Source organism: Brevibacillus brevis, from assembly GCF_022026395.1.
GTDB lineage: Bacteria > Bacillota > Bacilli > Brevibacillales > Brevibacillaceae > Brevibacillus.
This window is the reverse complement of the sequence record NZ_CP041767.1, coordinates 943405-957923: the sequence shown is the minus strand read 5'-3', so window position 1 is coordinate 957923 and position 14519 is coordinate 943405. Positions and strand designations below refer to the sequence as shown.

At 49.9% G+C, this 14519-nt stretch carries 17 protein-coding genes, 1 pseudogene and 1 riboswitch; of the genes and pseudogenes, 8 read left to right on the top strand and 10 right to left on the bottom strand.

Going from position 1 to position 14519, the window contains the following annotated elements; genetic code table 11:
• Nucleotides 1-19: 19 nt before the first annotated feature.
• The 7 genes and pseudogenes from FO446_RS04850 to FO446_RS04825 form a co-directional block, all read right to left on the bottom strand.
• Nucleotides 20-817, bottom strand: a complete 798-nt coding sequence (locus FO446_RS04850) for an NAD kinase (RefSeq protein WP_173611276.1) — start codon at nucleotides 815-817, stop codon at nucleotides 20-22.
• A 100-nt stretch (nucleotides 818-917) separates the two neighbouring features.
• A complete protein-coding gene (locus tag FO446_RS04845; protein ID WP_173611275.1) occupies nucleotides 918-1367 on the bottom strand; it encodes an NUDIX domain-containing protein in 450 nt (149 codons plus the stop codon).
• Between the two features lie 96 nt (nucleotides 1368-1463).
• Nucleotides 1464-1862, bottom strand: coding sequence for a YugN-like family protein (locus tag FO446_RS04840; protein ID WP_173611274.1), 399 nt, complete (start codon nucleotides 1860-1862; stop codon nucleotides 1464-1466).
• A gap of 151 nt (nucleotides 1863-2013) precedes the next feature.
• Nucleotides 2014-2808 carry an LSm family protein gene (locus FO446_RS04835; protein WP_173611273.1) on the bottom strand — a complete coding sequence of 265 codons (795 nt, stop codon included), beginning with the start codon at nucleotides 2806-2808 and terminating at the stop codon, nucleotides 2014-2016.
• Nucleotides 2809-2896: 88 nt separating this feature from the next.
• Complete coding sequence (gene thiO / locus FO446_RS04830; RefSeq protein WP_221868798.1) at nucleotides 2897-4000, bottom strand: glycine oxidase ThiO; 1104 nt, start codon at nucleotides 3998-4000, stop codon at nucleotides 2897-2899.
• Nucleotides 4001-4629: 629 nt separating this feature from the next.
• Nucleotides 4630-4746, bottom strand: a riboswitch (TPP riboswitch).
• A 64-nt stretch (nucleotides 4747-4810) separates the two neighbouring features.
• Entirely contained in the window at nucleotides 4811-5035 is a 225-nt protein-coding gene (locus FO446_RS29000; protein ID WP_307723640.1) for an excisionase family DNA-binding protein, read from the bottom strand.
• Between the two features lie 15 nt (nucleotides 5036-5050).
• A pseudogene (locus FO446_RS04825) lies at nucleotides 5051-6400 on the bottom strand (glucose-6-phosphate isomerase); the annotation flags it as partial.
• Nucleotides 6401-6610: 210 nt separating this feature from the next.
• On the opposite strand from FO446_RS04825, the gene FO446_RS04820 reads away from it, so the two are divergent.
• The 3 genes from FO446_RS04820 to FO446_RS04810 are packed head-to-tail and all read left to right on the top strand — an operon-like array spanning nucleotide 6611 to nucleotide 9818.
• The gene (locus FO446_RS04820) at nucleotides 6611-7888 is read left to right on the top strand and encodes an efflux RND transporter periplasmic adaptor subunit (RefSeq protein ID WP_232774426.1); all 1278 of its coding nucleotides are present in this window, start codon (nucleotides 6611-6613) and stop codon (nucleotides 7886-7888) included.
• Between the two features lie 26 nt (nucleotides 7889-7914).
• A complete protein-coding gene (locus FO446_RS04815; RefSeq protein WP_047073491.1) occupies nucleotides 7915-8634 on the top strand; it encodes an ABC transporter ATP-binding protein in 720 nt (239 codons plus the stop codon).
• The gene (locus FO446_RS04810; RefSeq protein ID WP_173611269.1) at nucleotides 8631-9818 is read left to right on the top strand and encodes an ABC transporter permease; all 1188 of its coding nucleotides are present in this window, start codon (nucleotides 8631-8633) and stop codon (nucleotides 9816-9818) included. The genes FO446_RS04815 and FO446_RS04810 overlap by 4 nt, the downstream gene beginning before the upstream one ends.
• A 95-nt stretch (nucleotides 9819-9913) precedes the next feature.
• Here FO446_RS04810 and FO446_RS04805 read toward each other — a convergent pair whose 3' ends face one another.
• Genes FO446_RS04805 through FO446_RS04795 form a run of 3 tightly spaced genes read right to left on the bottom strand, consistent with a single transcriptional unit; the run spans nucleotide 9914 to nucleotide 10560 of the window.
• Nucleotides 9914-10090, bottom strand: a complete 177-nt coding sequence (locus FO446_RS04805) for a hypothetical protein (RefSeq protein ID WP_007724726.1) — start codon at nucleotides 10088-10090, stop codon at nucleotides 9914-9916.
• 48 nt (nucleotides 10091-10138) lie between these two features.
• Nucleotides 10139-10285, bottom strand: coding sequence for a hypothetical protein (locus tag FO446_RS04800; RefSeq protein ID WP_173611268.1), 147 nt, complete (start codon nucleotides 10283-10285; stop codon nucleotides 10139-10141).
• Nucleotides 10285-10560 (bottom strand): DUF3886 domain-containing protein, encoded by a 276-nt coding sequence (locus FO446_RS04795; RefSeq protein ID WP_173611267.1) that lies wholly within the window; start codon nucleotides 10558-10560, stop codon nucleotides 10285-10287. Before FO446_RS04795 ends, FO446_RS04800 begins: the two co-directional genes overlap by 1 nt.
• Before the next feature lie 96 nt (nucleotides 10561-10656).
• On the opposite strand from FO446_RS04795, the gene sspK reads away from it, so the two are divergent.
• From sspK to FO446_RS04770, 5 genes are all read left to right on the top strand, one after another.
• Entirely contained in the window at nucleotides 10657-10788 is a 132-nt protein-coding gene (gene sspK, locus FO446_RS04790) for a small acid-soluble spore protein K (RefSeq protein WP_007724732.1), read from the top strand.
• A gap of 127 nt (nucleotides 10789-10915) precedes the next feature.
• On the top strand, nucleotides 10916-11272 hold the full coding sequence (locus tag FO446_RS04785; RefSeq protein ID WP_173611430.1) for a DUF3905 domain-containing protein: 357 nt from the start codon (nucleotides 10916-10918) through the stop codon (nucleotides 11270-11272).
• Between the two features lie 143 nt (nucleotides 11273-11415).
• Nucleotides 11416-11718: an iron-sulfur cluster biosynthesis family protein gene (locus FO446_RS04780; RefSeq protein WP_173611266.1), complete on the top strand. Its 303-nt coding sequence runs from the start codon at nucleotides 11416-11418 to the stop codon at nucleotides 11716-11718.
• A gap of 68 nt (nucleotides 11719-11786) precedes the next feature.
• Nucleotides 11787-12899, top strand: a complete 1113-nt coding sequence (locus FO446_RS04775; RefSeq protein WP_173611265.1) for a site-2 protease family protein — start codon at nucleotides 11787-11789, stop codon at nucleotides 12897-12899.
• A 217-nt stretch (nucleotides 12900-13116) separates the two neighbouring features.
• The gene (locus FO446_RS04770) at nucleotides 13117-14454 is read left to right on the top strand and encodes a hemolysin family protein (protein WP_237900023.1); all 1338 of its coding nucleotides are present in this window, start codon (nucleotides 13117-13119) and stop codon (nucleotides 14452-14454) included.
• Nucleotides 14455-14519: the final 65 nt, after the last annotated feature.

Sequence of the window (14519 nt, the reverse complement as noted above, 5' to 3'; positions counted from 1 at the left end):
TCCCCTCCCCAACGCTTTCCTATCCGGATATAAACGAATTGCGAACCCGCCCCCAAAACGTCAGTCGCTTGTAGCGAGCGAATTTCACTTTGTCGGGTCCCACTCTGCAACGAATGGAACACACATCTTTCCACACTGCCTGCTCGCGATCCAAGCCGATCATAATCTCGGGATTCATGACGATCAGCTCTACTTCATGATGCTTCGGCAATACGAGCGAGCTGTTGATCGTCCGATACGCTTGGTTATTGATCGAAGCAATCTCGGACAACTGAATCGCCTCAATGGACGGATGGACAATCGCTCCATCCACCGCCTTGTTGTAGGCTGTACTTCCTGATGGTGACGAAACGATCAAGCCGTCACCGCGAAACGTCTCCAGCTCATCGCCATTTATATAGACGCATGTCACCAAGGTAGACAAATTCGCGTTACGCAAAACCATTTCATTCAACGCCCACTTTTCGTACTGCTTTCCATCTCTTGTACTGATCCTGCATTGGACAGTCGGGTATTCCGCGATCAGAGGCTCTTCGTGTATCAAACGCTCAACGAATTCGTCCAGCTCCTCGGGACGCCAGTCCGCATAGAAGCCGAGATGTCCCGTATGAATGCCCACATAAGACGGCTCGATCCCGTATTGATGGACGGCTTCCAAAAGTGTCCCGTCTCCCCCGATGGACAACACCATATCCGGTTGCTCACCGGGTCCCTTCACAAAAGTAAACGGGCTGTTTGCTGCATGCAGCTTTTCTTTTAATGCTTGTTCTACTTCTCGTGTATAATCGTCATTTCGCAGTACAGTCGCAATCTTCATGCTGGTCTGCCCTCACTTATCCTTACAAGCGGTCATGTACGCTCTGTTGTTTGTCTTCACTATACCATAGGAAAAATCGACTTGCATAAAATCCCACTTGTCACCAGCGGTCACTCTGAAAAGACTGGTTGCGAAATTGAGATAAACGCCTCTTCGTAGCTGGTGATATTTCCCGAGGAAGCTCATCCCAAGCGAAAAAGCGCATTTCCGCTACTTCTTTGTCATCCTTATGCAATTCTTGGCCAGTTGTAAGGTCGACATGATACAAGGCAATATGATCTCGTTTCCCTTCCCGCTCACTGTAAAAAAGATGGCAGAGGGTAAGTCCGTCCGCTCGTATTCCGCACTCCTCCCACAGCTCTCTGCGAGCAGCATCCCCAAACGACTCTCCTCGCTCCACTCCCCCTCCCGGCAAATACCAGCCATGGACATACGTATGTCGAATTAACAAAACTCCCTTTTCTTTATCCGTTACAATGACACGAACACCCAAGGTGAGAGGCTTGCGGATTTTCCAATACCATTTCGCCACTGTATGGTACCAGGCCATATTTCCACCTCGCTTTTTCCATGTGCTACCATTCTTTAGCCACCTATATTTTCCCTGCCATAAACAAGAAAAAAACAGGCCTATCAACGGCCTGTCTCACGCGAGGCGATTCTCCAGCTCTTTGACAACCGCTTCTGCTTTTCGAATCCATCTCGAATCAATCTGTGCGTCCTTGTCTACCGGCTCTTGAAACTGATTCATCAAGCCCGAAGCGAGCGCCTCCGTGTAGCCGATATCTTCCTCTACCCCAGTCTGGTACACATGTCGGATCACAAACGGCCGCCCGATTTCCAACCATGCATCTGGGCTATCAAGCTCGCCTTGCAATACTTTTACAGGTAAGCGCAAAAAGACCGTGTTTTTGTCATCCAGCGCCCGGTCGAAGTACCCTTGCTCATAATCCCAGTTGGATAATGTAAAATGCGGTTGAAGCGCTTCACGAAAATAACCGAATGTCGCCCGCGTGCCTGGCAAATTGCTGTTTATGTGTTGCATCGTCAATCCCTGCCTTTATTTATTTTGTGAGAAACGTCCACCGTTTTGTTCGTAGTGTGTGACAAAAGGCGAAGTTGTACTCTCACGTCTACAAAAAGCAGCAAGCCTCCTAAGCCGTGATGGCCTTGAGAGGCTTGTAAGTTCCCCACCATTAAATCAAGACAATTGTCAGGAGTGTAAAGAGCGCCAATGGAATGATTTTACGTCCGTTCCGGCATCTTTTACGTCTTCTCCCTTGAACTCTTGGCAAAACATATGGCGGTGGGGGTGGTGGTGGCGGACAAAAAAATGGCGGATACGGCGGGAATGGTGGGAATGGCGATAGATTTTGCCCGTAAGGACTTACCTGCGGATTTTGCTCGCTATACGGACTGACTTGGGGAGCGGGGCGATTACTGCTGCTATACGGGCTGACTTGGGGGGCGGGACGATTGCTGCTGCTATACGGGCTAACCCGTGAGTTGTTGGAACTGCCGAAAGGGCTGACCTGACCGTATGGATTGTACCCATCACCGTAAGGACTTACCTGCGGATAGTATGGATTGCCTCCATAAGGACTGAGATCGCCATAGGGAGGATAACCTGCATACGGATTATAGCTCACATACTGAAAGTAATAATCAGGATATTGCCCCCATCCTCCGTACGGCTGCCGATTGGCCACTTCCATTACTTGATAAGGATTGTAGCCATCATAGTTCTCATAATCATACTCATCGAAAACTTCTTCTTCCTCCGCATCCTGGTCCACAACTTCTACGTATACGTTCTGATCATCATAATCGACAATGACGCCTTCAAACACTTGCCCGTCAATCGCTTCGATGCGCACTTTTTTCTCCACGTGCTCCTTGCAGATGTTGTGCACATTTTCTCGCATATCCTTTAACAGGCTGACAAATTGAATGTCAGCCTGATACAGGTTTTTTTCAGAATCAGACTGCATGGAAACTCCTCCCCTTCTGGTGTTTCTTTATTACCATATACAAGTGCCCATGGGGAGGTTACCGGATTCTAGGCCAGACTAGCCCAATTTACAGAAAGCGGGCAGGTAAAAATGGCAAAAGGCGCTCCGTCTCCCCTTTTTCCACAAAGTCCGCCATCGATTTTGCAGTGACAGGAGAAAGCAAGATGCCATTGCGAAAATGTCCACCTGCGATCGACAGTCCTTCCCAGCCAGGAACGGGGCCCAATAGCGGCTTGCCATCTTGTGTCGCAGGTCGAAGTCCACCCCAAGCCTCCAGAAAGGTAGCGGAGTGAAGCGCAGGAACATACGGCATGGTCCCTTGCAGGATACTCGCCAAACCTGCCATTGTAACGTCTCGCTGGAAGCCACTCTCATCCTCAGTCGCACCAATGACAATTTTTCCATCCTTTTTCGGGGTGATGTAGCCTGTCGTTCCGAAAATCACCGTTCGCAATGGAATGCCCACGGACGAAACGGCCGCAATCTGTCCACGAACAGGGCGAATCGGCACGGAAATACCAAGCATCTCCAGCATCATTCCAACCCACGCTCCCGAGGCAATCACGGTCTGTTCGGCACGCAGTGACCCTGTAGAGGTCTCGATCCCGATTACTTTTCCGCCTTTTACCGCAATGCCGCTCACCACGCAGCCAGATAGCAGCTTCACTCCTTGCAATTGGCAAGCAGTTGCCAAGGCGCGAAGAAGCATTCGATTGTTGATGTGTCCTTCGTACGGCGAATAGATGGCCGCTTGCACTTGATCGGTCAGAAGCGGCTCTATCTCTTTCACTTGTGCTGTAGTCGAGAGCCAGTGTACAGCATGGCCCGCTTCTTTTTGCCAACGGTACTTGTCTGCAAGCTGTTGGACTTCTTCCTCATTTAACGCGACGGTCAGCAATCCCTCCAGGCTTAGCTGTACATCTCCGCCAGTCAATTCTTCCAGCTCTGCAGCCCATTCCGGGTATAGCGCAAGTGACTCCATGCCCAAATCGAGCATCGGTCCAGGTGCTGTGAATTCTTTCAAAGGAGCAAGCATTCCTGCAGCAGCCGAAGACGCCTGCCCTCCCCATTCACCCTGCTCGACGAGGGTAACGCTCACCCCGCGCCGCGACAGCTCGTATGCCAAGCTCAATCCGATAATTCCTCCACCCACTACCAGACAATCACTCATCTTTTTCTCTCTCCTCACCATGTTGACTAAAAACGACTTGTACGTTGCTGTTGTGGCGTGGAGGAAACAGGAGAAAACGCTCAGCTTCTAGGGCCACCCCCTGGGGGATTGACTGCACGACTCCATGCAAAAAGCGAAACCGCGTCCAAAGTGCTATCTTCAAGGATGTGTATCAGAGGTGGACGCTTAAGAGCGTGTTTCGCTTTTTGCATTCCGTCTCGGTCGGTGTCCCTAAGATCTTCGCTTATTTCTCCTGTTTCCTCTACGAGCTTTCCTTGTTTTCCGATAGTTTAAAGCTTTAAAAATGATGAAAAATGCCTTCAGTTACGCCAGAGAAGAATATTTCCAGACGTAGCGACTTGTGGAGTCCTACCGAGCGGAGAAGGGATTCGCGGGCAACAGAAACGCAACCGTGCCCATACGACGTAGCGGCTACCACTTTTGCGTTTCCCCGCGAATCCATTCGGAGCGGGCAGTCCCAGCCCCCAGCAGGACGGAGCCTGGAGCTTAGACTGGAAATATTCTTCTCTCCACTACAGCCACACATAGCCTCCATAACAAAAAGCCCACCAATTCCCGAGCAGGAAAAGGTGGGCTACATGCGCATAGGTAACAATCAAGCGAAAAGCGCTGTCTGCCGGCAACCGTATCCCTGCGCCGGCATGATCCGGATCAGGTGCAATGGGTCGATGGTCAGTTGCTTCCATCCTCTCAGCCCCGCATGAAGGACTCCCCAAGTTGCTTGTTCATTATGATATTCCTTTGTAAGTATAGTCCTGTTTGCAACCATCTGACAAGCACGTCCGCTGGTTAATCCTCATCCTTCACATCGTAGCTCTCCGGAATCGGTTCATGACGCGCGGCATCCTCGAACTCCCGGAGCTTGCGAATTTCCTCCAGATGATGATTGAATTGCTCTTTGTTGATAATGTACTCATTGCCGTCATGGACAGCACGGATGCGCCCCTGCTTGATTTTTTCCATAATAAACGTCTCGGGAAGCTCCAAATAGGCGGCTGTCTCCTCAACGGTCAAATACGTCTTATTCTCGCGCAATCTAGCCTCCAGTTCCGCTTTCTGCCGCTCGTAGCCCGGTTTACCCAGCAAGGCAAACATATTGGCTTTGTACGCCTCCACCCCTGGCTGATCAAACGGATTGACGCCTAGCAAATAGCCGCTGATTCCGCATGCCTTTTCAAAAAAGTAAATCAGTCCGCCAAGATAGTAAGCTGTCGCCTCCGGTATTTCCACAAGCAGATTCGGTACGCCGCCGTCCACATGGGCCAGCACCGTTCCCTCGAAAGCCTTTTTATTGACATACCCCATTCGTTTGCCAGTCAAAAAATTCAATCCATCGACGTCAGCGGGGTCCTCCTGGACAGTCAAATCCACAGCGGGCTTTGTCACAGACAGAACGGTCTCAAACAAATGCCTCATGCCGTCCTGTATGTATTGACCCAACGAATGCAAGTCCGTTGAAAACTCGGCTGAAGCCGGAAAAATTCCTTTGCCGTCCTTGCCTTCCGATTCCCCGAAGAGCTGCTTCCACCACTCCGCAAAGTAGCGAAACTGCGGTTCATAGCTGACCAACAGCTCCACCGTCTTGCCTTTTCGATAGAGTGCATTACGAATGGCCGCATACTGATAACACGGATTGTCACGCAAATCCATGACCATGTAGCGTTCGCGTGCATCCTTGGCCCCTTGCATGAGCGCATCCATGTTCGCCCCGCTTACAGCGATCGGCAACAATCCAACCGCGGTCAGGACTGAATATCGCCCACCAATATCATCTGGAATGACAAAGCACTCATATCCCTCATCATCCGCCAGCTTTTTCAGGGCTCCTCGCTGTTTATCCGTCGTAATGTAAATTCGTTTTTTGGCCTCTTCACGTCCGTATTTCTTTTCCAGCCATTCCCGAAAAAGTCGAAACGCGATAGCGGGCTCAGTCGTCGTGCCCGATTTTGAGATGACGTTGATGGACACATTTTTTCCTTCTACTACGTCCATCAGATGAGAGATATAAATCGGACTAATATTGTTGCCCACAAAATAAATCTCTGGAAAACGACGCTTGGACTTCGGCAGCAAATTGTAGAAGCTGTGACCTAAAATGTCAAGCACCGCTTTTGCCCCTAGATACGACCCTCCGATGCCAATCACCAGAAGCACATCAGAATCTGATTGAATCCGTGCTGACGCTTGGCGAATTCGCTCATACTCGTCCCGGTCGTATTGTTCCGGCCAATCGACCCAACCAAGATAATCCTTTCCGGGTCCAGTCCTTGAATGAAGCATTTGATGCGCAATCTCGATCGCTGGAGAAAGCTGCTCCCACTCATGCTGTTTGACAAAGGCTCGAGCGTTGGCGTAATCAAAGCGAATCGGTTTGTTCATAGCTCCCCTCCGAGGAACGTCATCTCATCTTTATCTATGATATCACGGCAATTGGCGGCAAAGAACTTCCCGATAAAACGTATCAAAATGCGTTTAAATGTGTCCAAAATGTGAACATTCGGCGTTTTATGTTACCTTTTTCCAGCACTACCGTAAAACCCTTTCGAGCAATGAAATAATATGGTTCTTACCAAAGCAAGGAGAATGAACATGAAAAAACGATGGTGGATCATCGGTTCCGTCGTAGTCCTCCTGGGCATCGGGGGCGTTGCTTTTTCCATGATGGGATCGCAACAAGCTATGGGAATGCCTGTCAACATCGGCGCACCAACGAAATCGGCTTTGGAAAGCAAGGTTTTGACATCAGGGCTCGTCACCGTAGAAGACAAGCTTAAACAGTACGCCAACGTCACCGGAACCTTACGAGAGTTTGTTCTCAAGGAAGGCGATAAGGTGAAAAAGGGGCAAGTGATTGCGAAAATCGACACATCCGATGTCGATAGCAAAATTCTCGAGCTGGAAGCGCAAATGGAGTTGGCCAAAGCCAACCTCGCCAAGGCACAAATCGGCAACGAGCCGGAAGAAGTCGCACAAGACCAAGAACGTGTCTCCCAAGCCCAGCGCGAATACGACGCGGCAAAGCGAGAATATGATCGGATGAATCAATTATTCACTTCTGGCGCTTCTACCCAGCAAGAGCTGGACAAGGTGAAATCACAAATGGATAGCGCTCTATCTACGCTGAATGTCGCCAAGCAACAGCTCGCTCTCAAGCAAAAGGGACCACGCAAGGAAGACATTGCCGCTCAGCAAGCCCAAATCAACAAGCTGAACGTAGAAAAAGCACAGCTGAATAAAGAACGTGTCCAAAGCGTCGTTGTAGCACCTATGGATGGAACCGTCGTTGGCGTTGCAGCGGATAACGGTCAATACGTCAACAAGGGAACGGAAATCTTGACCCTTGCCAATCTGAACAATCTGTTGATTGAAGCAGATATCAACGAATCCGATGTCAACAAGCTCAAAATCGGTCAATCTGCCACGATTGAAGGCGTGACACTCGGAAAGAAAAAGCTGAATGCGGAAGTTACTCGCATCTCTCCAACCGCGACCACTACTGCCACCAAGTCGGGGCAAGGTGAAAAAACACGCGTCAAAGTCACCCTCAAGCCATCTGGAGATCTCTCTGCTTTGAAGCCTGGCTTCCATGTGGACATCAACATCTCCGTCGAAAAAATCGATAATGCCTTGCAAGTCCCAATCGAAGCTGTACAGCAAGATGCTGACGGCAGCACCTTTGTCTGGGTATCTGCTAATGGTGTTGCGAAAAAGCAGAAGGTCGAAACCGGTATGGAAAATGAGTTGTTCACTCACGTCAAGTCCGGACTGAACGGTGATGAGCAAGTGATTCTAGGCCCTGTCGAATCCCTGACTGAAGGAGCACCAGTCATGCCGATGAGTGGCGGCGGCGCACCAATGGGCATGTAACACGTAAAGAAGGAGGTCAGCCGACGATGCTTCATGTAGAAGGCTTGACGAAAGCATACAAGACGGGTGATACCGTACTGCCCATCTTAAAAGGTGTCTCCCTGCTGGTGGAACAAGGCGAATTCGTTGCCATCATGGGGCCATCAGGATCAGGGAAATCGACGTTCATGAACATGCTGGGCTGTCTGGATCGTCCAGATTCAGGTTCGTACATGTTAGATGGCATTGAGGTCAGCAGCCTGAAAGATACCGAGCTCGCCGTTGTTCGCAACCAAAAGATCGGCTTTGTATTCCAATCTTTTAATCTGCTCGCCCGCTCTACCTCCTTGCACAATGTAGAGCTGCCGATGATGTACGCCAATGTCAGTCGCTCAGAACGGCGCAAACGGGCTACAGAAGCACTCAAGCGAGTGGGACTTGCTGAACGTATGGATCATAAGCCAACCCAACTATCCGGTGGTCAAAAACAGCGTGTGGCGATTGCCAGAGCACTGGTCAATAAACCAGCGATCCTGCTGGCAGACGAACCGACGGGAAATCTGGACAGCCGCTCCGGGGTCGAAATCATGGCCATGTTTCAGGAGTTGCATGCGCAGGGCGTTACGATCATTCTCGTTACCCACGAATTGGATATCGCCCAGCACGCTGAGCGGATTGTGACTTTCAAGGATGGCGTGATCATTCGCGATGAAAAGGTTACGGAGCGGATATTCTCCAAGCCGTCTGACGAGGTGATTGTCACATGAATTTTATGGAAAGCTTTAACACCGCCGTGGAGGGTATTTGGGCGAACAAAATGCGCTCGATCTTGACCATGCTCGGGATCATCATCGGGATTACCTCCGTCATTGTCGTCACGGCACTCGGTGAAGGTGGACAGAAAGCCATCAATGAAGAGATGGAAAAGTTCGGGCAAAACACGTTTAGCGTCTTCATCAATTGGGAGACAAAAGAAGAGATAGCCGCAGAAGATATGACCGTGGAAGATACCGAGGTGCTCGGCAGGATTAGTCCTGCCATCGAATACATCGTGCCTTCCAACTCCAGTACGATTGATTTGAAGGGGCCGAAAAAAGAAGAGCGCGTCAACCTCACTGCCTCCACTGCTGACTATTTTTCGATGCAATCAACCTTGAAGGTGGCAAAAGGACGACTTTTCAACGAGGTAGATGACAAAGAGCAACGCGCTGTCATCGTTCTTGAGGAACCTCTTGCTCAAAAGCTGTTCGGTCAAATGAGCCCGATTGGTCAGCGAGTTCGCTGGGGCAATCAATCTCTCGTCGTAATCGGAACGTATACGGAAGAGAAGTTCAAGTTTGACATGGCAACGAGCTATGGAGCGATTATTCCCATCCGTTACGAAATGAGCCTGCAGGAAGAGCCTTCTGTTCAAATGATCATGGGAAAAGCGATCGACAAAGCCTCTGTCGACCCAGCCATGCAGCAGGTCAAACAGTATTTAGGCCGCAAGCATCAAAAGGAAGACCATTACAGGGTTCGCAGCATGCAAGAATCGATGGATCAGTTTAATCAAATGACGGGCACCTTAACGCTGATCTTCAGTATCATTGCAGGAATCTCCCTCGTGGTTGGCGGTGTCGGCGTTATGAACATCATGCTCGTATCCGTGACAGAGCGTACTCGCGAAATCGGGATTCGCAAAGCCTTAGGGGCACGCAGACGAGATATTTTGATTCAGTTTTTGATTGAATCGGTCATCGTCTGCTTGATCGGTGGATTGATCGGGGTGTTGTTCGGCCTTGGTATCGCTTCGATCATTGCCTATTTTGCACAGTTGCCGCCGCTAATGTCCTGGAACAGCGTATTTATCGCATTCGGCTTCTCCAGTGCCATTGGTATATTCTTCGGCCTCTATCCGGCCAACAAGGCAGCCAAGCTCGATCCAATCGAAGCACTGCGCTACGAATAAGGAAGAATGGTGCAGCCAATTTTCCTTCCTTAAATGGGCGTGTAGCCTTTTCGAAAAAACAAGCACCTGTAAGCTCTCTGGCTACAGGTGCTTGTTTATGTTGGCAACGTATCCGTTACCAGCTTCAAAAGAAAAAAAAGCGCAATCCCCACGCTCGCGACTGTCCACCAGAGCGGCTTGCTGTCAGCCTTTTCTGCCTTGTAGATCCCGATTAACTTCCAGGTCCCTACTGCCACACACAAGAGGCTAAACAGGAGCAGGATTGTCCCCATGACCTCCCTCCCCTCACTCCTAGCTATATGGGAATGGGAGAGAAAAAATCACTTCTTCGAGTCCTTTTTGCCCAATCGGCCGAGGACCATCCGGCCCCGCTCCTTGATCGACTCGTCCTTGATATCTTGTTGCCGCTTCTTCATCAAACCGTTTTTGGAAGTATCCGGTCGGTCCGTTTGCCGTCCATCCCGCATTAGCTGTACTTGCCTCCGCTTTTTTTCTCGTAATCGTCCAAAAGCTCAGCAAAGCTCTTGTTGCGCTCGCGTTCTTCCTGCTCCCGGCGCTTTTGTTCGGCTGCTTCCTTTTCTTTGCGCTCGCCTTCTGTCTTCATGTCTTTTTCAAGCTGCTTGAGTGCTCCGAGCGCATCTGCATTCAGCATATCTTTCAAACTGTTCAATCCGCTTTTCGCGTCTGCCGTAGTTGTTGTCACTGCTTGACGCTGTTGTGGTTTTCGTTGTTTTTTCGCCATTGAATTGCCACCCTTTCCCTATCCTCATTCTGTCCTCATTCTCTGGCCCCATCCGGGTCATACTATCTTCATCTTTCACAAAGAGGAGGACATCACATGGTTCGCAACAAAGAAAAAGATTTTGGAAAAACCGCTGAAATTCGAGGACCCAAAGCCCAATCCGAGGCTGTCCGCTCTGACGGCTCCATTAATAGTGAACCACAAGAAAGGCTAAAAGAAAACCGCTAACAAGAAAACCGCCGGGCAGCCATTATGCTCGGCGATTTTTACTGGACGGCAGGCGCAAGCTCCCATCCGAAACCGAATAAGGGGTCAGTGACTGATGCATGCTATGGGAAAAAAGGAGGTCCAGATGATGGATAACGAGAAGCAGAAGAACGATCAGACGAAGGATATTTCCCTCGATGGGACGCTGCCGCATCAAATCAGTGCTCCTGACTTCAAAAACTCGTCCCGTACGATTCAAAAGCCATTCGTCAATGAGTTCGGAGTCGTCATCGGTGACAGCTTGTACGAGTCCAAGGAATCTCCCTTACACAACTGGAGCACAGAAACCGATCCCTCCGTCATGGCAGGGGACCGGTGGGTACATCCGACCAATGACATTGGCTGGAACTCGATAGAAAACCGTGAGCTCCTTGAGGATCAAGAAGAACCAGATAGAGCGCGCTTTATGCACCCTACCCTCGATGTGAGCAAAGGCAAGGACTAATACCAGCTTTTTCATGCAAGCCCGTTCGGCAGAGGCACATCTGACCGGACGGGTGTTTTTGGATTGCACCTGCACCTTGAGCCTCGGGACACTACTCTGACTTGTGTTACAATGGAAGTCAAGTAGCAGAAAGGAGCTAGTCCATGAGTATTACACTTGCGATAGAACCAGCGTTTTCCCTTGCCTATCAACGTTATGCCGGCTTTGTTCCGGGAGATACGCTTCGATTATATGTACGAACAAGCGGCCCCGGGACCGGTGGCATGTTTTATGCGATTGAAAAAGATGAGACCCTCACCGATGATGCTGTGTTTGAAGTAGAGGGATTGCGATTTGTCATTCGTCCGACTGATTTCTGGTACTTCGACGGGGGACATCTGAGCTACAATCCGCTCCATGGCGAGTACGGCTTTTACTTCACCAACCCTCGTCTGGATGGCAACTAGAAAAGAAACTTCTCTCTCTTTGATTCGTAAGAAGGAATATCTGCCTATATCTTCTGGGAGGAAAAACGATGAAAAAAAGCCGTTCAGTCCTTTTGGCGATCGGTGCTTTCTTACTTGCCAATTTAAAATGGATACTTAGCATACTGAAGTTTTCGAAATTCGGAACCACCATTATATCCATGGGGATTACCTTGTGGGCGTATGCCGTTTTCTACGGATGGAAATTCGCCGTGGCTCTCGTCTATCTGATCTTCGTCCACGAAATGGGCCATGTGATTGCCGCCAAGCGAAAAGGAATCGCGACTTCACCCGCTGTCTTCATTCCTTTTGCCGGAGCCTTCATTGCCATGAAAGACATGCCGCGCGATGCAAAAACGGAGGCGTACTTAGCCTACGGCGGACCCTTGGCGGGGATGATTGCTTTCTTGCCTGCCCTCCCGCTGTATTGGTATACGCAGGACCCTTTCTGGGGCTTGGTTATCTACTTGGGCGCCATGCTCAATTTATTTAACCTGCTGCCCATCTCCCCGCTGGATGGCGGCCGCATCGTTTCGGTATTGTCGACGAAGATTTGGTTTATCGGGTTAGTCGGGCTTGGCGTTATGCTGTTCGCCAACCCAGGACCGATTACTGTGATCATTTTCATCATCGGCTTGATTACGTGGTACAACCGCCTACGTGGAAGCTATCAACAAAAGCTCCTGCAATACGAGCGCGAAAAGATTGCAGACTTCCAGCAAAGCATAGCCAAATGGCCCGCTCTGGAATCGACATGGGATATTCGCACGCAAATGAATGCCGAGGTCAATGCGATCAATCAGGAAGATTTGAAGAAATTCTATGTTCCATTTTTGCAGGACAAAAAACGCCTTCAGCGTGATTTCAAGCGACTCGATAAAGTGTATGTGAACAGAAAATGGGAACTGTTCAGACTGTGGGAACGAGAGCCTGTACTGTATTACGATTCTGACCCGAACCGACCGATCCCATCGGATGCGCTCCGTGATGGAGAACGTGCGGCGCAAGAGAGGCTGGCTGAACTGGATGAGCAAATGCACCAGCTCACTACGTACTACGACGCACCTGCCTCTACGAAGTGGAAAGTGTTGGCTGCCTATCTCGGTTTAGCTGCTGTTTTGTCAGCGTTTTTCGTGTACGCCCAACAAATACTGCACAGGTAACCGCTTGCACTTTGCGTTGCTTGACAAAAATGGATGCCCATCTGCGGCGTTCTCCGAGCGCAAAAACATGCGCTACGGTTATCTGAGAGTCGCTCTTCCCGACCAAAAGGGCGTAAAACGCCCCCTACGGTGGTATATCGCTTTTGTGCGTTCCACCCAATCAGAGTAAAATAGAAAATAGTACTTTCATAAAATTCCAGAGAGGATGACTTGTTACTTGGACACCGTCCCGATAGTGCTCAACCTACTGCTTGTTATATTTCTTGTTTTTCTCAACGGCTTTTTCGTAGCCGCAGAGTTCTCACTCGTGAAGGTGCGGCAGACGCGCCTGACACAGATGGTGAATGAAGGTAACAGACGTGCAGTCTATGCCCAAAAAGTAACGCATAAGCTAGACGCTTACCTATCAGCCTGCCAGGTCGGGATCACTCTCGCCTCGCTGGGACTGGGTTGGGTCGGGGAACCGGCCATTGCCCATATGATTGTGGAGCCTTTGCTTGGATCCTCAGGATTGCCTGGATATGCGATCTCCGCGATTTCTTTTGGTGTAGCCTTTGCGATTATTACGTTCCTCCACATTGTCTTGGGTGAGTTGGCTCCGAAATCATTGGCCATTCAAAAAGCAGAAATCACCTCGTTGTGGGTTGCCGCGCCATTGATGTTTTTCTATAAATTGCTTTACCCTGCCATCTGGTTCTTGAACGGAACCGCCAACGCTCTCATGAGACGACTCGGACTCGAAGCCATCTCAGAACATGAAGCGGCACATACGGAAGAAGAAATTCGAATTTTGGTCAACCAAAGTCACCAAAGTGGCCATATCGACCAAACCGAATTGGCTCTTGTGGAACAAGTTTTTGACTTCTCCGAAACCGTCGCTCGGGAAACGATGATCCCGCGCATTGATATGGTTTGCTTATATACGACGAATACCTTTGAAGAAAACCTGGAGATTATCCGCTCGCAGCGCCACACGCGTTTTCCGGTTGCAGCTGAGGACAAGGACAACATCATTGGTTTTGTCCATGCGACAGACTTCTACCTTTCTGCCTTGCAAGACGGAAGCGTAGAGCTGGATACGTTGGTCCGCCCTGTCCTGACCGTACCGGAAACCATGGAAATCAGCACGGTATTGCGCCTGATGCAGAAAAACCGTTCACAGCTCGCGATTGTCATCGACGAGTACGGCGGAACAGCCGGTCTCGTAACGATGGAGGATATTTTGGAAGAAATCGTTGGGGATATCCAAGACGAGTTTGATGAGGAAAGACCAGAGATTGAAAAGCTGGACAATGGCCTCTCTGTATCCGGTATGCTCGTATTGGCTGACCTGAATGACCATCTTCCGTTCGAACTCGAATCCGAAGATGTAGACACGATTGGCGGTTGGTTGTACAGCCAGTTGGAAGAAGAAATCGCTGTTGGTGCGACAGTAGAATGGGAAAACCACCTGTTCACCGTCAAGCAGATGGATCATCACCGTGTCACACGCGTTCTGATTACGCGTTTGGAAAAAGATGAATCGGAGCAACAAGAACTGTTGACCGTCTCCTAATCATCACACCCTTAACACAAACCCAAGCCCCACACCTGCTTACTTACCTGGTGTGGGGCTTTTTC